General features: G+C 53.2%; 14 protein-coding genes and 1 other RNA gene. 11 read left to right on the forward strand and 4 right to left on the reverse strand.

Annotated elements, in window-relative coordinates; genetic code table 11:
- Nucleotides 1-35 precede the first annotated feature (35 nt).
- On the forward strand, nucleotides 36-3,395 hold the full coding sequence (locus tag RUDLU_RS0123045) for a methylmalonyl-CoA mutase family protein (RefSeq protein WP_019990804.1): 3,360 nt from the start codon (nucleotides 36-38) through the stop codon (nucleotides 3,393-3,395).
- A gap of 72 nt (nucleotides 3,396-3,467) precedes the next feature.
- Here the strand turns inward: RUDLU_RS0123045 and RUDLU_RS0123050 are convergent, their stop codons facing one another.
- Complete coding sequence (locus RUDLU_RS0123050; protein WP_019990805.1) at nucleotides 3,468-3,986, reverse strand: C40 family peptidase; 519 nt, start codon at nucleotides 3,984-3,986, stop codon at nucleotides 3,468-3,470.
- 299 nt (nucleotides 3,987-4,285) lie between these two features.
- On the opposite strand from RUDLU_RS0123050, the gene RUDLU_RS28950 reads away from it, so the two are divergent.
- The 10 genes from RUDLU_RS28950 (at nucleotide 4,286) to trmD (ending at nucleotide 15,496) form a co-directional block, all read left to right on the forward strand.
- Nucleotides 4,286-5,431 carry a porin family protein gene (locus RUDLU_RS28950; protein ID WP_019990806.1) on the forward strand — a complete coding sequence of 382 codons (1,146 nt, stop codon included), beginning with the start codon at nucleotides 4,286-4,288 and terminating at the stop codon, nucleotides 5,429-5,431.
- Nucleotides 5,432-5,667: 236 nt separating this feature from the next.
- Nucleotides 5,668-6,414 (forward strand): 3-oxoacyl-[acyl-carrier-protein] reductase, encoded by a 747-nt coding sequence (gene fabG, locus RUDLU_RS0123060; RefSeq protein WP_019990807.1) that lies wholly within the window; start codon nucleotides 5,668-5,670, stop codon nucleotides 6,412-6,414.
- A 111-nt stretch (nucleotides 6,415-6,525) separates the two neighbouring features.
- A complete protein-coding gene (locus tag RUDLU_RS0123065; protein ID WP_027303322.1) occupies nucleotides 6,526-8,670 on the forward strand; it encodes a hypothetical protein in 2,145 nt (714 codons plus the stop codon).
- A gap of 97 nt (nucleotides 8,671-8,767) precedes the next feature.
- Nucleotides 8,768-9,763: a Smr/MutS family protein gene (locus RUDLU_RS0123070; RefSeq protein ID WP_019990809.1), complete on the forward strand. Its 996-nt coding sequence runs from the start codon at nucleotides 8,768-8,770 to the stop codon at nucleotides 9,761-9,763.
- A gap of 41 nt (nucleotides 9,764-9,804) precedes the next feature.
- Complete coding sequence (locus RUDLU_RS0123075) at nucleotides 9,805-11,247, forward strand: DUF4403 family protein (protein ID WP_083940629.1); 1,443 nt, start codon at nucleotides 9,805-9,807, stop codon at nucleotides 11,245-11,247.
- Nucleotides 11,248-11,366: 119 nt separating this feature from the next.
- Nucleotides 11,367-11,872, forward strand: an RNA gene (gene rnpB / locus RUDLU_RS29045) — RNase P RNA component class A.
- A 68-nt stretch (nucleotides 11,873-11,940) separates the two neighbouring features.
- Nucleotides 11,941-13,446 carry an OmpA family protein gene (locus RUDLU_RS0123080; RefSeq protein WP_019990811.1) on the forward strand — a complete coding sequence of 502 codons (1,506 nt, stop codon included), beginning with the start codon at nucleotides 11,941-11,943 and terminating at the stop codon, nucleotides 13,444-13,446.
- A 123-nt stretch (nucleotides 13,447-13,569) separates the two neighbouring features.
- Nucleotides 13,570-14,118 carry a 30S ribosomal protein S16 gene (locus tag RUDLU_RS0123085; protein ID WP_019990812.1) on the forward strand — a complete coding sequence of 183 codons (549 nt, stop codon included), beginning with the start codon at nucleotides 13,570-13,572 and terminating at the stop codon, nucleotides 14,116-14,118.
- Nucleotides 14,119-14,235: 117 nt separating this feature from the next.
- Nucleotides 14,236-14,829, forward strand: a complete 594-nt coding sequence (rimM, locus tag RUDLU_RS0123090; protein WP_019990813.1) for a ribosome maturation factor RimM — start codon at nucleotides 14,236-14,238, stop codon at nucleotides 14,827-14,829.
- Complete coding sequence (gene trmD, locus RUDLU_RS0123095) at nucleotides 14,819-15,496, forward strand: tRNA (guanosine(37)-N1)-methyltransferase TrmD (RefSeq protein WP_019990814.1); 678 nt, start codon at nucleotides 14,819-14,821, stop codon at nucleotides 15,494-15,496. Before rimM ends, trmD begins: the two co-directional genes overlap by 11 nt.
- Nucleotides 15,497-15,672: 176 nt before the next feature.
- On the opposite strand, the gene RUDLU_RS0123100 is transcribed toward trmD, so the two are convergent.
- The 3 genes from RUDLU_RS0123100 to RUDLU_RS0123115 all read right to left on the reverse strand — a co-directional run bounded on the left by RUDLU_RS0123100 (nucleotide 15,673) and on the right by RUDLU_RS0123115 (nucleotide 19,975).
- Nucleotides 15,673-17,877: a transglycosylase domain-containing protein gene (locus tag RUDLU_RS0123100; protein ID WP_019990815.1), complete on the reverse strand. Its 2,205-nt coding sequence runs from the start codon at nucleotides 17,875-17,877 to the stop codon at nucleotides 15,673-15,675.
- A 185-nt stretch (nucleotides 17,878-18,062) separates the two neighbouring features.
- Entirely contained in the window at nucleotides 18,063-18,476 is a 414-nt protein-coding gene (locus RUDLU_RS0123105) for a type II toxin-antitoxin system VapC family toxin (protein WP_019990816.1), read from the reverse strand.
- A gap of 707 nt (nucleotides 18,477-19,183) precedes the next feature.
- Nucleotides 19,184-19,975, reverse strand: coding sequence for a hypothetical protein (locus RUDLU_RS0123115; protein ID WP_019990818.1), 792 nt, complete (start codon nucleotides 19,973-19,975; stop codon nucleotides 19,184-19,186).
- Nucleotides 19,976-20,075: the final 100 nt, after the last annotated feature.

The following is a 20,075-nucleotide window of genomic DNA, read 5'->3' on the forward strand; positions in this document are numbered from 1 at the left end:
ACTTCATCAACTGAAATCTATTTTTCAACAGCGCCATGACGACAACCGACGTTCAGCCCCAGTCCTCCCCGACGACGGGTCTGACCCATAAAGTACGAATTGTAACAGCGGCCTCCCTGTTCGACGGGCACGATGCCGCCATCAACCTGATGCGTCGGCTCATGCAGGCATCCGGAGCCGAGGTAATTCACCTTGGGCACAACCGGTCGGTGGCCGAAATTGTCGAGTGCGCCATTCAGGAGGACGTACAGGGTATTGCCATCACCAGCTATCAGGGGGGGCACGTTGAGTTTTTCAAATACATGTACGACCTGCTCAACGAGCGCGGGGCCGGGCATATCAAGATTTTTGGTGGGGGCGGAGGTACTATTCTGCCTTCCGAAATACAGGAACTCCACGCCTATGGCATTGCCCGCATTTACAGCCCCGACGATGGCCGGGCGATGGGCTTGCAGGGCATGATCGACGATCTGTTGCGGCAGTGTGATTTTGAACTGCCCGCCCTTGACCGGGTTGAACAGGTAGCCACCGACGAGGTGCCGCGCCTGATTACCATGGCCGAGAACAACCCCACTAACTTCCAGTCAATCACTCAATCACTCCGCTACGGCGGACCGAATCGCTCATTCACTCATTCTGTCCCTGTTCTCGGCATCACAGGCACAGGCGGGGCGGGTAAATCGTCGCTGGTTGATGAATTGGTGTTGCGGTACCTGCGGACGTTTTCCGACAAAACGCTGGCGATCATCTCGGTCGATCCGTCGAAGCGTAAAACCGGCGGGGCCCTGCTCGGCGACCGGATTCGGATGAACGCCATCCATAACCACAACGGAGCCTCTCGTGTGTACATGCGTTCGCTGGCAACGCGGCAGTCGAATCTGGCCTTGAGTCGGCACGTGCAAGAGGCCATCGACGTGTGCAAGGCCGCTCGTTTCGACCTGATTATTGTGGAAACTTCAGGGATTGGGCAGTCAGACACCGAAATCACCGAACACGCCGACAAGACGCTGTACGTGATGACCTCGGAATATGGGGCAGCTACGCAGCTCGAAAAAATCGACATGCTCGATTTTGCCGACGTGATTGCCATCAACAAGTTCGACAAACGCGGCTCGCTCGATGCCCTGCGCGATGTGCGGAAGCAGTATCGCCGGAACCATAACAACTGGGATACGCCCGACGATGAACTGCCGATTCTGGGTACTATTGCCGCTCAGTTCAACGACGGTGGCATGAACGCCCTGTTCGACCGGCTCATGGGAGTTTTGGGGGTTCAAATGCCCGATGCAACCGCCGGGAAAACTGATGCCCGTCCGCAGGCGATCATCCCCGCCGACCGGGTGCGGTACCTGGCCGAAATTGTGGAAGAAAGCCGCCGGTATGGCGATTTCGTGGCCGAACAGACGGCCCTCGCCCGGCAACTTTACCAGATCGACGGCACCCTGAAGCTCCTGCCTGATGGGCCGTTGAAAGACGAACTGGGCCAGATATACAGTACGCTCGAAAGTCGCCTTCATGCCGATTGCCGGGCATTGTTGCAGCAGTGGCCCGCCATGCAACAGCGGTACACAGCCGAGTTTTACGAATACAAAGTGCGTGACAAGGTGATTCGGCAGCCGCTCTACACCGAAACCCTTTCGCACCTGAAAATGCCCAAAGTAAGCCTGCCCAAATACCACGATTGGGGCGATGTGCTGCGTTGGCTCCTGACGGAGAATGTGCCGGGTGAATTTCCGTACACGGCGGGTGTGTTTCCGCTCAAACGGGCGGGCGAAGACCCCACCCGGATGTTTGCGGGCGAGGGTGGCCCCGAACGTACCAACCGCCGGTTTCACTACGTCTCGAAAAATATGCCCGCCAAACGGCTTTCGACGGCCTTTGACTCGGTGACGCTCTACGGCGAAGACCCGGCACTTCGGCCCGACATTTTCGGGAAAGTAGGTAACTCAGGGGTGAGTATCTGTACCCTCGACGATGCCAAAAAACTTTACTCGGGTTTCGATTTGTGCGACCCCAGCACCTCGGTGTCCATGACCATCAACGGCCCGGCTCCCATGTTGCTGGCTTTCTTCCTCAACGCGGCTATTGATCAGCAGTGTGAGAAGTGGCTACAGGCAGAAGGGAAAAAGGAGAAGGGAGAAGGTGTGAACGGATCTATTTCTACTCCCGTTTACAATGGCGAATTACCCGAGGGTAATGATGGGCTGGGTCTGGCCTTGCTGGGTACGACCGGCGATAAAGTGATTCCGCGTGAAGTGTACGAGCGCATCAAGGCCGATACCTTGCGCACCGTGCGTGGCACCGTACAGGCCGATATTCTGAAGGAAGATCAGGCGCAGAACACCTGTATCTTCTCGACGGAATTTGCGCTCAGGATGATGGGCGATATTCAGCAGTACTTCACCCAGAATCGGGTGCAGAACTTCTATTCGGTGTCGATTTCGGGGTACCACATTGCCGAGGCCGGGGCTAATCCGATCTCGCAACTGGCCTTTACGTTGTCCAACGGGTTTACGTTTGTGGAGTACTACCTCAGCCGGGGCCTTAAAATCGACGATTTTGCGCCCAACCTGTCGTTCTTTTTCTCCAACGGCATGGACCCCGAGTACACCGTGCTGGGCCGGGTGGCGCGTCGGATCTGGGCGAAGGCCATGAAACACAAGTACAAAGGCAACGACCGGAGCCAGAAACTCAAGTACCACATTCAGACTTCGGGTCGCAGCCTGCACGCGCAGGAGATTGCCTTCAACGACATCCGAACGACGTTGCAGGCGCTGCTGGCCATTTACGACAATACCAACTCACTGCACACCAACGCTTACGATGAAGCCATTACCACCCCGACCGAAGAGTCGGTTCGGCGGGCCATGGCGATTCAGTTGATTATCAACCGGGAGTTTGGCCTGACCAAAAATGAAAACCCGTTACAGGGCTCGTTTGTGGTCGAAGAACTGACCGATCTGGTCGAGGAAGCGGTGTACGCCGAGTTCCTGGCTATCAACGAGCGCGGGGGCGTTTTGGGCGCTATGGAGCGCATGTATCAGCGCAGCAAGATTCAGGAAGAGTCGATGTACTACGAAACGCTCAAGCACAACGGTCAACTCCCGATTGTGGGCGTCAATACCTTCCTCGACCCGAACGGTTCCCCCACCATCACCCCGGCCGAGGTTATCCGCTCGACGGAAGAAGAGCGCCGGTATCAGGTCGATTCGTGCCGGGCGTTTCAGGAGCGGCACCGGGCTGAGGCCGAACAGGCACTGGCGCAGTTGCAGCAAACGGCCCTGGAGGGGGGCAACATTTTTGAAAGCCTGATGGAAGCCGCCAAAGTATGTACACTGGGGCAGCTAAGCCGTGCCCTGTACGCCGTGGGCGGGCAGTACCGCCGGAACATGTAAGGGCGGGAATCCAATACAATCAAAAAAGCCGGAGAGCGATTCGCTCTCCGGCTTTTTTGATTGGGTAAGCTGTTATTTCTCGGCTAAGAGGGTAACTACCCGACGGACGCCAACAAATCGGCGCTGGTAGTAATCGGCGTGGAGGTAATCGTAGCGGATGCCGCCATTCCAGGCCGAGTGAATAAACTTGATTTTGTCGCCAACCACCTCAGTAATCATGCCCACGTGCCCGATTCGGCTACCGCTGGCTGAATGTCCTTTGAAGAAAATAAGATCGCCGGGCTTCGCTTCTTCTTTGTCGACTGGTTGGCCAACGTTGCCCTGAGCGGCACTGGAGTGGGGTAATTGAATCCCGAATTTGCTGAAACAGAACCGGGTAAAGCCTGAGCAATCGAAACCTCTGGGCGTAGTACCACCTGAGCGGTAGCGGATAGAGAGATGCTTTTTGGCGTAGTTGATGACCTCACCAACAAGGGGTATCTGGTCGTAAAAAGAGGTCTCTGTTGACGAAGTTTCGGCGGGTACTGACTGAGCTTGAATCGTGCTAAACGAGACGGTAAAAAGCACCGTCAGGAGCATTTTCTTAATCATTTCAACAAGGTTAAGTTTCAAGTATCGTGAGCGAAAATAGCCCCGATGTGGAACAAACGCCAAACAAATGAGGTGTTTTTTCTACAATTTTAATATAAAATTTGTCTGGCAGGTAGGTTAATGTCTTGATTTTCAGTTGGGTGGGTTTGGGTCAATTTGTCGCTGATTAAAGGAATTCCGGATACCTGGCGCACCCTGATAGGACCGTGGATTTTCCGGTTGAAAAAAGTTTTAAGCGTTCATTTGTGTGTTGCCATTTGTCTCTTTTCTTTGGTCGTTCATTTACACACAACCATTTTATGAAAAAGACAATTGTACTGGCGGCTGGTCTGCTGGGGGTATTCGGAGCGCAGGCGCAAACCCAAAAAGGCAACGGCATACTGAGTGGGGGATTTGGCTTAGGCTATGATGTACAAAAGGTAGAAAACCCACAGAATGAATCGTATGAAGCTCCCTCGATAAGACCACAGCTAAATGTGCAGATTGGGCAATTTGTCGCCGACAATTGGCTGTTGGGTGTTGGTGTTGGTTATTCAGGTCGGTTTAGCAAGCGTCGGTTTAACACCGGCAACACGGTAGGTAACCTCGATAATGCCACAGATGTGTCTTTAGCCCCCTTTTTTCGGCGGTACTGGTCTGTAGGGCCGGTAGTGCTGTTTGCCGGGGCCGGTGTAGAAGCCTCGCTCAATCATTCGTACCGAGAATACGACCCTGATCTTTCGTATCGGAATACTCGTGTTTCAATAAACCCAACGGTTGAAGCTGGCGGCACCTATTTTTTGAGTAAGCGCCTGGGGGTGCAGGGGACCATCAGCGGAACGAGCTTGCCTATTCCAGCCAGTACGGTTGGGTTAGGGCTTGTGTACTGGATGGGGCCATCGGGTACAGGCCTGACGAACCCCGAAACGGAGCTAACCCCCACACAGGCCGGTAACTGGGTAGTGGAGGGGGGCTTCAGTACTACGTTTATTGGCGATGAGAACAAGGCCCGTGGTCAGAATCAATCCAATAACACGAATCAGGTAACGATCAATGCCTCTATTGGTCGTTTTGTGACTACCAACACATTGGTGGGGCTTCGCCTGGGGTTTTCCTCACAGAAAATGGAAACGACACCGGTTTCCGGTCCGTTTCAGACGTATTCAATCAGCCCGTTTGTACAGCGATATGTATCCAACCAACGGTTAACGCCGTTTGTAAGGGCCTCGGTTGAGTACAGTAACAGCGGGTCTACACGATTAGACAACCGGGCTAATTCGGTGAGTGGGTCTGTGCAGTTGGGATTGGCTTACCGGCTGAGTAACCGGTTTTTGGTTGAAACAGCGTTGGCCTCAGCTTCGTATCAGTATCTGTGGTACGACCGGTCAATCCAATCGCATGCGGCTAATCTATCGGCAAGTTTGGGCAGTGGTTTAAGCGTACGATACGTCATAGTTCAGAAATAGACCGCGCGGCTATTTATCTTGTTGCAGCAGAAATCATCTGGCTTTCGAACGGTACTAATCCAGAGTACTGGTTGCTGGTAATAGGCTTTTGCCAATTCTTTCCCGAAGGGGTCTGAGAGAGGTCCATTCTTTCTCAAGAAGATCCTACTTTACTATTGTCATTCCCCGCTTAAGGGCTATTTTTGAGCCAGTCAAAAACCAAGCTCTCTCCAGATTGAGAGGGTATTTTGTAGCCAATGGATTTATTGAAAGGAAAAGTGGCGCTCATTACGGGTGCCTCACGCGGAATTGGCCGGGCTATTGCTCAGCGTTTCGCGCAGGAAGGCGCTCAGGTGGCGTTTACGTACCTGTCGAGCGTAGAAAAAGGGCAGGCCCTGGAAGACGAACTGAAGGCATTCGGGATCACGGCCAAAGGGTACCGGTCAGATGCTTCGGATTACAAAGCAGCCGAGGATCTGGTTGCCGCAGTGCTGGCTGACTTCGGTTCGATCGACGTGCTCGTCAACAATGCCGGCATTACCAAAGATGGTTTGCTGATGCGGATGTCGGAAGAACAATGGGACGTTGTTATCAACGTTAACCTTAAGTCGGTCTTCAACCTGACCAAAGCCGCCATCAAACCCATGATGAAAGCCAAAGCCGGGTCGATTATCAACCTGACGTCGGTAGTAGGTATCCGGGGCAACGCGGGCCAAGCCAATTATGCAGCCTCGAAAGCGGGTATTATCGGCTTTACAAAGTCGGTAGCTCTCGAACTGGGCTCGCGGAATATTCGCTCCAATGCTGTGGCACCGGGCTTTATCGAGACCGAGATGACCGGCGAGATTAACGAAAAAGCCGTGGAAGAATGGAAGCAGCAGATCCCGCTCAAGCGGGGTGGGCAACCCGAAGAGGTAGCCGATACCTGCGTGTTCCTGGCTTCTGATTTATCCCGCTACACGACGGGGCAGGTGCTCCAGGTAGACGGGGGAATGCTTACTTAGGATATAGGAGATAGAAGCGAGGAGTGAGGAGAAAAGGTAGCCCAACGGTATTTATTCGTGAGCAACCCGTTTCTCCTCACTTCTCGCTTCTGTCTCCTCACTACTTTCTTTATGAACGTTATTTTCCAATCCTCACCCTGGTGGGTGCTGGTCTGTTTGCTGGTAGGAGCGCTGTATGCGGCTGCATTGTATCAACCGCTGCCAGCCCGGCTGAGTACCGGTGTTTCTGACTCTGTTTCGTTCTGGGACCGCAACGTCCGCTATGCATTGGCGGCTGTTCGGTTTTTGGTCGTGAGTTTACTCTGTTTTCTGCTGGTGAACCCGCTCATCCGCAGTGTACAGACGCTGACCGAAAAACCGAAAGTGGTGCTGGCTGTCGATAACTCGGAGTCGGTAGCCGCTGCCGGACGGCCCGCGCTCAACACCGCCCTAAGCAACCTGCAAGCCTTGCAGCAGCAACTGAGCAGTGCCGGATTGGATGTATCGGTGCGGACCCTGAGCGACTCGGCCATGACCGAAGGGACTGACCTGACTCAGATTCCGTTTACCCAGCGGTCAACCAACCTGTCGGGGTTGCTGTCGGGAATCCGGTCAGATTACGAAGGCCGCCATCTCACCGATGTGGTGCTTATCTCTGATGGTATTTTCAACCAGGGCCTATCGCCCACGTTTGGGCAGTACCCGTTTGCCGTTCACACCGTGGGACTCGGCGACACCATTCCCAAGCGCGACATTGCTATCAAGGGCATCGTGGCCAACCGGATTGCGTACCTGAACAATCAGTTTCCAATTCAGGTGGAAGTAACCAGCAACGGCTTTAGTGGCCGGGCCGGTACCGTGGTGCTGCGGCAGGGCGGCAAAGAGGTGGGTCGGCAGAGTGTCTCTTTCGGGCAGAACCAGACCTTTGGCTCGGTGACGTTTCAGACTACAGCCACCCAGAAAGGGGTACAGCGATTTACAGTCGAAGTAGTGCCGCAGCCGGGCGAGTTCAGCACCCGCAACAACCGGCAGGATGTGTACATCGACGTGATCGACGGGCGCGAGAAAGTTCTTTTGCTGGCTCTGGCTCCGCACCCAGACGTGAAGGCGATTCGGAGTATGCTCGAACGAAATCAGAATTACGAACTCGATGTTCGGATGATTAACGGCATCGAAGGCCCGCCACCTGCCGATAAAAAGTACGACCTCATTATTCTCCACCAGATTCCCGACAATGGCGGGGCCAGTACGGCCTCGGTACAGCAACTGCTGGCCCGCAACAATACCACTCCGGTACTGTTTGTATTGGGCAATCAGTCGGCTATGGGGCCGTTCAATACGCTCAACCCGGTGATGCAGGTGACGGCCCTGCCCGGACAGAGTGATAAGGTGACCGCCCGCTACAACGATGCCTACAAGCAACTGAACCTGGATGCCGCCCGGCTCGATATTATTACCAAAATGCCACCCATGTCGGTGCCTTACGGTGAGTTTCGGCTGTTGCCCGGCAGTCAGGTGGTGCTTTGGCAGCAGGTGGGCAGCGTACAAACCCAGAAGCCCCTGCTTGCGCTCAACGTAACGGCCGGCTCGCCCGAACGCCCGCGTAAGGCGGCTGTGCTGGCGGGCGAAGGCCTCTGGCAATGGCGGATGGAAGAGTTTGACCTGACCGACAAACAGGAGGTAATCGACGAAATGCTGCAAAAGGTCATTCAGCTTATTTCGGTGAAAGAAGACCGGCGCAAGTTGCGCGTGTACCCCATTCGAAATGAGTTTGTAGCGGGTGAAAAAGTCATTTTTGAGACTGAGCTCTACAACGATATTTACGAGCGTATCTACGACAAGCCCATCAACCTGAGTATTCTGGACGAACGCGGTATCACACGCAGTTTCAACTATACCCCCACAGCCGACAACAGCCGTTTCGAAATCAGCCGCCTGCCCGAAGGAGCCTACCGGTTCCGGGCAACCACCAACCTAAGCGGCAAGAATGAAGTGTCGGAAGGGCAGTTTATTGTGCGCGATCTGCAACTCGAAGCCCTCAACACCACGGCCGACCACGGCTTGCTGCGGCAACTGGCCTCGCAAACCGGCGGTAAGTTTTACAACACGGCCTCGGTGACTAACCTCGTGCGCGACCTCAGCAGTCGCGAAACACCGGCGCGCCTAAGCAGTACTGAAGAACTGAATGAGCTCATCAACTGGCGTTGGCTCTTTTTTATGATTCTGGCACTGGCAACCCTCGAATGGGGCACCCGCAAGTACTTTGGCGGATATTGAGCCGGTAAAGCCTGTCGGTATAGGCACAAACGTAACTTTTCCGCCCGGATTCGGGTTGGTTTCTCCAGAAGCCCGGCCATTCCGGGTCTGAACAGCAATGAACATTGGCGATAAAGTCCGTATGATACGGGCCAAAGAACAAGGCGTGGTGACGCGCTTTCTGAGTGGCAATCAGGTTGAAATCGAAATAGAAGACGGCTTTCGGATTCCGGTGCTCCGCTCCGAACTGGTGGTTGTGTCGCCGTTGGAGGCCGAACGGCTTTTGCGCCCCTCGGGCAACGCCCAGCCTCCGCGCCCAACCGGGCCGGTTATTCTGGCCAATCAGGGCATTTACATGGCGTTTGTGGCCCAGAACGACCGCGAGTTTGCTGTGCATCTGGTGAATAATACCGACTGGGATATGCCTTACACGCTCGCCGAAGAGCGGGGTACAACCCTCAATGGGCTGCAAAGTGGAGTGCTCAAGCCCCGGTCGTCGGCCAAACTAAACGACTACTACTCGTTTTCGACGCTCGATAGCTGGCCAACGTTTCTGTTTCAGGGGCTTTGGTTCCGGGCGGCCAAGGTGAGTTTTCGGTCGCCGTTGGTGAAACGGCTCAAATGCCGGGCTCAGACGTTCCATGCGAGCAAGAAAACCGTGCCGGTGCTCAACCAGCAGGGGCATTTGTATCAGCTCGATGCGGATGAGAAAGAAGCGCCAGCCGAGGCTCCAATGCCGCTGCCAACCGTGCCGCTCAGCCCGCAGGAGTTGAAAGAAGAAATGCTGAAGGCCAAAAACAACCCCGCTATTCCGCCCAGCTTTGAGCGGCCCTCGTCGGTAGTTGATTTGCATATCGATGTCCTGTTACCCAAAGGACCCGGTGGCCGACAGCCGGGCGAGCTGCTCGATCTTCAACTCGAAACGTTCGAAAAGCTGCTCGAAAACGCCATTGCCACCGGAATGAGTGAGATTACGTTTATCCACGGCGTAGGCACCGGCACCTTGCGGACTGAGTTGCACCGTCGATTGGGTCGGCATCCACACGTGAAATACTTCGAAGATGCCCAAAAGCAGAAATTCGGCTATGGGGCCACCAAAGTCTTCATCAAGTAAAGGGCCTGGACCTACCCGGCCACCCCAATTTACCACCGTACATGAGAGCAAAGCTGGTATCTGTTGCCCTGCTGTTTATTTTTGTCGGGTGTAGCAAAACCCCATCGGGGAGGCCCGCTGCGGGCACATTGAACCCGAAAGCGCCGAAAGAAGCCTACACCCGAACCACCATGGAAGTCCGTAACGAAACCTACCTGTCGACGGTCAATGTGCCCGTTCGTATAGCCCTCCGCGATGTGGAGCAGCAGATCAACAAACAGGTCAACGGACTTATTTTTGAGAGTAACACCTTCGATACCCCCGCGCCCGACGGCAGCGACCCCATTCACCTGAAGGTCTGGAAACGGGCGCCCATTGGAGTGTCGGCCGCGGGTGGAGCCGATAGCCTGTTTCGGTTTGTGGTGCCGCTCAGAATCTGGGCGAAAGCCGGCAAACGGATTCTGGGCTTCATGCAAAGTGCCGACACCGAGTTCGAAATCACGCTCAAGTTTGCGACCCGGTTCAGTATCGATCCCAATTGGTCGGTCAATACCCAAACCACGGCCGAGGGCTACGAATGGGGCACCAAGCCCACCGTGCGGCTGGGCGGGTTTGCCATTCCGATCACGGGCCTTGTGAGTCGGATTATCGACCGGAATCTGGGCACGATTACCAAATCGCTGGATGCTGAAGTCCGTAAACAGATCGACCTCCGAACGCCGGTTCTGGAGGCCTGGAACACGGTTCGTACCCCGTATCTGTTGTCTGACCAATACAAAACGTGGCTGCAGGTGGTGCCCCGGCGGGTGCTAATTACCCCGCTCCGGTTTGAGGGCAATGTAATCCGCACGCAGATTGGTCTGGAGGGCTACACGCTGACGAGTGTGGGCAGCAAACCAGCTGTCAAAGCGGCCGTATCACTACCCGATCTGGTGGTGGTGCCGACCATCAAAGACGATTTTCAGGTGGGTATTCTGAACGAAGCTACCTACGAAGAGGCCGCTAAACTGGCCGGGCAAACGTTTGTGGGCAAACGGTTCGACTTTCAGGAGGGTCGCTATCACGTTACTATCGAAGATATTGATCTGTACGGGCAAAACGAGAATCTGATTATCAAGGCGGGTTTGTCGGGGAGTGTGAACGGTCACATTTACCTGAAAGGCCGCCCGTACTACGATCCCGAAACGAAAACGGTGGCCCTCAAAGACCTGCAATACGACCTCGAAACGAGTAGTTGGCTCCAGCGCACCGCCAGCTGGTTGCTTAAGGGAACCCTCGCCCGGATGCTCGAAAAGCAGTTTACCATTCCGGTCGGCGATCAGATCACGGAGATTCAGCGTTCGGTGCAGACTCAATTGAAAAACAATCAGCTGGCTAAGGGCGTCGTGCTTAATGGGCAAATTGACGAAATCCGGCCCGACGGGGTGTATCTGACGCCAACGGCTATTCTGGCGGTGGTTTTTGCCAAAGGCAAAGTAGATGTGAAAGTTGAGGGACTGCAATAGCGGGTTGGGTGGCTACCGCAGGTCTGAAAATCACCCGGACAGGTCCAGAAACCGGTTAGTTAGGCCAGAAACCCTAAACTTGTGCTATCTTTGGCAGGCCAACGCGTGCCAATCGGAGCGGTGCCGGTTGTCTTATCGCTGACCCGAACCGGGTTGGAGGAAAGTCCGGACAGCGCAGAGCACCATACTTCCTAACGGGAAGGCAGGCGGCTGGGAACGGCCGTCTGACAGCCAGTGTCACAGAAAATATACCGCCAGAAAACAGTTTACAGTTTCAAGTTTATCGGTTTCAGTGCCGCGAAGCGGTCTTACCTGCGTAAGCCAACTATAAACTGTAAACAACAAACTGTAAACTGTTTTCGGGTAAGGGTGAAAAGGTGGGGTAAGGGCCTACCGCCCGGCGGGTGACCGACGGGGCAGGATAAACCTTATGGGCTGAAAGACCAAATATGCGGCAGATTAGGGGCGGCTCGTTCCTGTAGGTTGGCTTCGGCTGGCCGATGCTGTCGCGGGTAGGTCGATAGAGGTCGTCGGTGACGGCGATCCCAGATAAATGATAAGACCCGGTGCGTCGGTTTTGCCGACAACCCGGTGACAGAATCCGGCTTATAGGCCGGTATTGCTCCGGTTGGCACGATGTTGGCTATAGAATTGCTGGACTATTCACCCAGTCATTCCGCCTGTCAACGATTCATGAAAAATAGCTGTATCGTCTTTCTTCTCGTCTGGGCTGTGGGCATGGCCTGGGCACAAACACCGCCCGCCCGCGTGCCCAATCGTTCCTACGACGGCGATTATCCCCTCAACACCTGGTCAATTTCTGTAACCCCGCAACTGACGCGCTTCTTCGGCGATTTGTCGTACGGGGTGTATCGGGGGGCGCCCGAGCTTGGCGAGAAAGAGATTCTGACCGGTGGGGTAGGGTTGGCAGTCAACAAGCAACTGAGCCACCTCTTTGGGGTATCCGTACAGGCCAATGGTGGCATGCTCAGTGGTTCCAAGAAACCCATTTACAACGCCTATTTTCGGACTAATTACCTACAGGGGGCCATGCTGGCGTCGGTTAACGTGAAATCCCTCTTGCTGGGTGCCAAACGACTCAAGCGCCTGAAATGGGACGTATACGGCGGTATTGGCGGTATCTGGTTCGATGCGCGGGTGTATGACCTGACAACCAACCGGCTCATCCGGTATAGTAACGACCGGGACAATTTCAGCTCGGTCACGTCGGGCCGGTGGGAAGGTGATGGCTCCGTGTTTACCCGCGAACTCGTAGTGCCGATTGGAACCGCCGTTCACTACGAGCTGAGTCCTCGTTTCGATATTGGGCTCGATTTTGTGTACAACAACGTCAACACCGAAAAACTGGATATGACTGTCGGGTCGACAGACCCAGCCTACAATAACAACCCGGCCAATATTTACCTGTTCCGTAAGGGTGAGTCGGCCCTCGATAAGTACGGGGCCGTGGGTTTATCAATTACCTACAAACTGGGCCGGACGCCCCTGCGTGTGGGACGCGATGGCCGGTACGATGCCGACAAAGGCCGGTATCACCTGCGCTGGGCTGATCCCGCCAACCTGGTCAAGCCGGCTTACAACCCATCTGTAACCGAGGCCGACTCTATTGCCAAGGCCAACATGCCCCAACCTGCAGATCCGCGCCTGTACACCGACTCCGATAACGATGGCGTAGCCGATCTGTTCGATAAGCAACCCCGGACCCCGGCGGGGAGTGTGGTTTCGGGGGCGGGTGTTGCCATGAATCTGGATAGTTTGCTGGCCCGGCCAAAAACCACGCGGGAGGCCGGCGAATGTGTCGATGTTTTCAGCAATGTTGAGTTCGATACGGATAAAGCCACTCTTCGGCCAACGTCGCAAACGCTGCTGCGGCAGGTAACCGAGTTGCTCAACGAGCGGCCCAATTGCCGGGCTATTGTAGTGGGTCATGCCGATGCCCGCGCGTCGGACGCCTACAACGTACAGTTGTCCAAACGCCGGGTGGAGGCCGTCAAGCGGTTTATGACGCGGGCCGGCCTGAACGATCCGAGCCGGATAACACTCGAATATTACGGCGAAATACGCCCTGCAGCCCCTAACTCGACCCGCACGGGCTTGCAGGCCAACCGGCGGGTGGAGATTCGGATCGAACCCATGAGCGATATGCGCTCGCGGTATCCGGCTGGGTTCAGAAAGTAGCGACAGTCAAACTCTTTCCGAAAAACTAACCCGTACGGTAGAGATACTCCGAAAAAAATGCTACCTTTGCGCCCACGTTTCTCCGGGGGGACGGGTTCCCTCCATTGAAAACAAGCAAGCAAAATGGCTGTTAAAATTCGTTTAGCGCGTCGTGGACGCAAGAAAATGGCGATGTATGACATCGTCGTAGCTCCTTCTCAAGCTGGCCGTGATGGCGCATTCATCGAGAAAATCGGTTCGTACAACCCCAACACAGACCCCTCAACCGTGGTGTTGAAGTCGGAGCGGGCGTTGTACTGGCTGATGGTTGGTGCTCAACCCACCGACACCGCTCGTTCGATTCTGTCGCACGAAGGCGTCATGCTGAAAAAGCACCTGCAGGTTGGCGTAAACAAAGGCGCGATCACGCAGGAGCAGGCTGATGAGAAGTTTACATCCTGGAAAGAAGGCAAAGAAGGCCGCAAGTCTGACTCTGCTGACGCCAAGCAACAAGCAAAAGACAAGGCTCGTCAGGAGCGTCTGGAAGCCGAGCGTAAGGTGAATGAAGCCCGCGCTGAGGCCATTGCTAAGAAAAACGTTGTGGTTGAAGAAGCACCAGCCGAAGAGGCTCCTGCTGCTGAAGAAGCACCGGAAGCATCAGCTGACGCAACGGAAACCCCCGCTGCTGAATAAGCACGCTGGTTCGGTATGTAAGGAGCCTGTTCGTTTGAGCAGGCTCTTTTTGTAGGTATTTAACCGTTTGAGGTAGGCTCTCAATAACCGCCTGAAACGAGTAAACTCTGTAAAAGCGTGACAAAAGACGATTGTTATCAGGTTGGCCACATCACCAAAACGCATGGCGTAAACGGTGAACTGGTCTTTTTCTTGGACGTCGATGACGCGAAAGAATACGCCGATATTGACTCGATCCTGCTTGAGGTGAAGGGTCAGTTGACGCCTTATTTTATTGAATCGATCACCATTGTAAAGGGGAGCCGGGCGATCGTGGCTCTGGAAGAAGTCGAAACCATTGAGCAGGCCGAGCGTCTCATTGGGTCGGGTTTGTGGTTGCCTCTCGCTAATCTGGAGCCGATTGAGGACGAAACCCGGTTTTACTTTCACGAGATTATCGGATTTCGGGTAGTCGATGCCGAAAAAGGGGCGCTTGGTACTGTAACGGCAGTGTACACAATGGCAACGCAGGACCTGATCGCGATGGATTATGAGGGACATGAGGTCTTGATCCCGATCAACAGCGATATTGTGCCTTCGGTAAACCGGGCCGAAAACCAGATCAACGTGGTGTTGCCTGAGGGCCTGTTGGAAATTTACACGAGCGATAGCGGCAACGATAAGCCCGAAGTAGACGGGGACGAAGAAGCTGACGAGACCGATGAGGATTGATATTATTACCTGCCTGCCCCGCTTGCTCGATAGCTATTTTGCGCACTCTATTTTGCAGCGGGCGCAACAGGCCGGGCACGCCGAAGTGGTAGTGCATGACCTGCGCGACTATACGCTCGACAAGCACCGGCGGGTCGATGATTATATGTTTGGGGGAGGGGCCGGTATGGTGATGCAGATTGAACCCATTGCCCGCTGTATTCGGGCGTTGCAGGCCGAACGTACCTACGACGAGGTGATTTACATGACCCCCGACGGGCAACGGCTCAATCAACAAACGGTCAATACGCTCTCGCTCAAGCAAAATCTGATTATTCTATGCGGGCATTACAAAGGCGTCGACGAGCGGATTCGGGAGCGGTTTATCACGCGGGAAGTCAGTATCGGCGACTTTGTGTTGTCGGGAGGAGAATTGCCGGCGGCCGTTCTGTCCGACGCTATTATCCGCCTGATTCCGGGGGTACTCAACGATGAGACCTCGGCCCTCACCGACTCGTTTCAGGACGATCTTCTGGCTCCGCCCGTGTACACGCGCCCGGCTGAGTGGGAGGGTATGAAGGTTCCCGATATTCTGCTGTCGGGGCATGAAGCTAAAATTGACGAGTGGCGTTACGAGCAGGCGTTGGCCCGTACCCGCGCCCGACGGCCCGATTTACTGGGTGAATAAACGCTGTAAGCCGAAAGGGCGGGGTTGTAACCCCGCCCTTTCGGCTTACAGCGTTTATAGTTCTTGGTTTTTTGTGTATGGTTTTTGGGGTGCTTATGTTCAATTAAGCAAGTTCCGGTTCACGGGCAACTTGCCCCCACAACCAGAAACGATAAACTAAAAACGATAAACCCCTTTTACCGGTTGGTGTCTTCCTGCTGTTGTCGTTCTTCGCGTTCCCGACGTTTGCGCTCGCGCCGTTCCTGCCGAAGCTGACGGCGGGTTTTCACGGTATCGCCCGATGAGACATTCGGCGTGGCTGGGCTGTTCGACTCCGACTGGGTTTGTACATTTTCGGTCTCTTCTTTCTCGTCGTCACGGTCGCGGTTTCCATTGAAGAGTCGCTTGAAGAAATCGTCGATACCACCGCCCTCGTCGGTATCATTCATCAAACTATCCGACTGCATACTGTCGACGGGGGCCACCTGTTGGCGTAAGCCCTCGCGTAACCGAACATTGTAAAAACCGTAGGCTCCGCTATCGGGCTCGGTAAGGCCCCGCCGGGCCATAATGCGGCCGATAATTCGGAAGTAGCCCCGCACGTTACGGACTTGAAGCGTTCCGTCGGGATTGAACCAGTTAAGCGCGCGTTTGGGGCTCGGAATCACAAACGCCAGAAAAATGCTTTCGCCCAGATCCAGTTCGGAGGGCGACTTGCCAAAGTAATACCGGGCTGCCTCGCCAATTCCGTAAATATTACGCCCCCACTCAATCAGGTTGAGGTACACTTCGTACATTCGTTCTTTCGGTACGAGCCGCCCGTTTTCCATCAACCACACGATCAAAATCTCTTCGACCTTGCGGGAGAGGGTTTTGTTGCGGTTGAGGTACACGTTTTTAACCAGCTGCATCGAGATGGTACTGGCTCCCCGCTTGAATTTCTTTTCCTTGAAATTGGTCGCAATCGACACTCGGAACGCTTTCTCGTTGAACCCCTTGTGGGTCATGAAGTTGTAATCTTCTGAGGTCAGAACAGCGTTGCGCAAATCGGGCGAAATAGCCGAAAGGGGCGTAAAGTCCGGGTTTTCGGGGCCAATCACAATATCGCGAACCGGCTTATCTTTCTCGTAAGGCGTGTACACAAACGAGTTGTTGATCTTGCCAAAATCAACGCGACCCATGCGTACAATCTTGAAGTTATCAGACGTCAGCCCTGAATTGAACTTGACCGAGTCGGGCAGAGCTTCGTCGAGCTGAAACGACATATCGTATTTCAGCCCTCCCGTCACCTGCATACCTTCGAGCGACTCAAACAGCCCCTGCGGAAACGAATTGAACAAAGCCTGCGCATTCATCATGTCGGTATGCAGCTCGACTTCGTAGGTCTTGGTGGGCGAGAGGGTGTATTTGACAAACGGCCGCCCGCTTACCTGACCCAGGTACACCACCGATGAGCTATCGATACCGACGTAGTTTTCGCCTACAAACAGGTTGGCGTCCATAGCCGCCCGGTCTACAAACACATCGGTACGGGCAATGGCGGGATGGTTAATGCGCAGGTTACGCACCGATCCGACGCCTTCCATCCGAAATTCGCCCCCGGCCCGGTCTACATCTTTGAGTTCGGCGTGCAGTGTATCGGCCTGCAGTTTTAGCTTATACCGGTTTTCCAGATACTTGAGTTCGAGCGGTTTCCCATCGGCATACAGCGAGAGATCGTACTCGCGGTCGGCGGGGTCGGCGGTGCCGGAGATGTGCCAGGTGGCCTCGTTGCCATTGAGCCGTAACGTCGATGATACGGCCTCATCCTCAATGGTAGCCTGCTCGGTGAGCAACGAGAGCCGCTGCGTAGTATCGCGGTCCGAATCAATCACCCGAAAATCGAGGTTACGGACGTTCATATTGTCTGGAATTTTAGACAAAAGCTCGTCGATGAGGTTTTCGGCCACGTCGGCCAAATCCACCCGTCGGGTCGATTTGGTGGCGGTGGAGTCGCGTTTGCGCCGGAGAATAAAGTCGATGTTGGTCAGCGAATCGCGCCGAACCACCTGCACCATTCCGTTTTCGAGGGCTAGGTCAGACAGGGCAATTTGCCCCAGGAGCATGGGCCAAAGCCGCACGCCCACTTCGGCCCGGTTGATACGGGCGAGGCTGTCGCGTTGTTCGGGAACAATGGAAATATCGGAAAAAGCGACGGAACTGAGGCCGGTAAAGGTGGCCGAGCCAATTTTCAGATCCAGTTTATAGTCGCGTTTGGCTTTTTGGGTGGCTCGTTTGAGGGCAATCTGAAGGAGGGCTTCGCGTTTGGTGAAAGCGTATCCCGCGCCAATGGCTCCCAGCAAAAATAGCCCCAACAAAGTCCAGCCGGTGATGCGGAGTGCTTTACGTTGACCAGCAGTCATTCTGTGTGTTTGAGTCGAAAGCCCAAAGATAAGGCCTTTTCCATCGTCCCGAAAACAAAACCCCACCGAACGGTGGGGTTAAGGTAAGCGGTAGAGAGTCCGAAACTGCTGCTATTCGGTAACGACAATCATCACGTTGATGGTTCGGTCTTACTCAAGATGGAGAGGAATTCGGTAGTATATGGTCAAGCAATAACAGTGATATGGCTGTATTTGGGGAAGTACTGGTCTGTGCTTAAAATCGGAATTTGCTCGGAGTGGGCTTGTGCCAGAATCAGCAAATCAAACGGGTCGGCATGAGGTTTACCATCTGGTTTGAACACTTTTGATACCTGTTGAATCGATTCGTAATGCGTTGAATTGGTTCGTAAAATTTTTATTTTGGATTGGCGCCGGGCTCTTTGAATACCTGAATAATTTATATGTGCAAAATCTTTCTTCCCAACCCTGATCTTGATTGCAATTTCGTACAGGCTCGCTTCTGATACAAAAAACGAGTTGGCCGGGTCGCTAAGGACTCTCAACTGATTGTCACTTAACCGGCTGAAACTTTTCTCAAAAAGAATAATTAGAACATTCGTATCAATCAGATACCTCATGCCTTTTTACCCTTTCTGGCCTGTGGAATTTCGTGCGGTTCAAGCAACTCTGACAGACCTTTGAACTTCCCCTCCGGAATGAGTCGGGTAACGCGTTCCAATAAACTTTCGCCTTCCTGACTTTGCGAAGTGAACGTTCGGCTCTTGCCCTTCACGACCACAGTTAGTGTAGGATGTATTCGGCTACGGACACCCGACAAGACGGCTCCCTGACGTACCAAGTGTTTCTTCTTAGTGCCTGTGACTGAATCTGTTTGAGGCTTTTCTCCTGATTTGTGAGCGAATGAGGTTGCCATGGCAGCGTTTTTTACAAATATAAAACAAGTAATCACCTGGGCAAGGTTCAGGCTATTTAGGATAAGACGCTACTGGTTGTACCTGTGTTGTACCAATCACAAAAAAACGCCGTCAGCAATGCGCTGAAACTGTAAACGGTATCATATCTGAAATATATACCGTTCAATTGAACTGGATTGGATGAAGGTAAGCAACCGTTAATCAGTATGATAAGATGAGTCACAAGGCAAAAAACGCCCCCCCTTCAGACCTACGGTTTGTCTATGTCATTCACCCAGACACCGGTGAAACGAAGCGGATAAAAGCACGTGATTTTGAGAGCTGGAAAGAAAATGGATGGATAGTGGATAAGTCGGTTCATAAATAGAGCATTATAGCCCTACTAATTACTTTGGTAGGGCTATAATGCTCTATTTATGAACCGACTTACGCCGAGCAATAACAGCTATGTCTACTTGAAACTTATAAAAATCTTCATATTGATTTTTTAGTGTAAACTGGCTATTCTTCTCATAAGGCCAAAGTCTGAGTACTTTCTCACTATGAATGGTATCTATCGAGTAATTAGACTCTTTAGCGTTCTCATAAAATGAGACTCTCATTGCGAATGCTCGTATTTGCAAGGCAATGCAATATGATACAGTCTCAGTTGTGAATTGTTCTGAAAATTTTTCACTGTTTTCCTTACGGGAGATAAGAGCAATTTGGATTGGACTTTGAATCCATTCTAGATCCTTTCCTTTCTTAATTAAGGCTATATCAACTTTGACGTTTCTAGGAAGTTGCTTGAACTTTCCAATGTGCTTAAAATGTACATCAGGAACTAACTTTCTATAATTTGAAGCAGCATTGATTGTTATAGCTGTTTTATAAGCCCATAAGACAACAGCACTCCTCTCTTTCCTAGAAAGATGAAGTAAGTAATTATTGTTAGATAGGATTTTCAATAATAGAGGTCTAAAGTCATTTTCTAGCTCACACATCCAGCCATTATTACAGACTTGACACACATTACCAAGAACTAGATTTTCGCCCGATTGGATTCTTTCATCCAAGGGTTGCATAAGAAAATTAGAAATATGAGTTCCTCTGAAAATTTGCTTTGTACCTCCGGTAATTTCTTTTTGAAGCCACTTAGGCCAGACATGTTCTTTGGCTTTTTCTCTGGTTTTACCACAAAAAATGCATGTTGTATTACCCATAAGTGATTCGTTAACGCTTACAGAAGAAGGGGGCCTACACCACTGGTAATTTGATCTAGGAAGTATTAGAAACTGGAGACTGTACCTTTTTTGCTAACTG

This window comes from Rudanella lutea DSM 19387 (assembly GCF_000383955.1).
GTDB classification, from domain to species: Bacteria; Bacteroidota; Bacteroidia; order Cytophagales; family Spirosomataceae; genus Rudanella; species Rudanella lutea.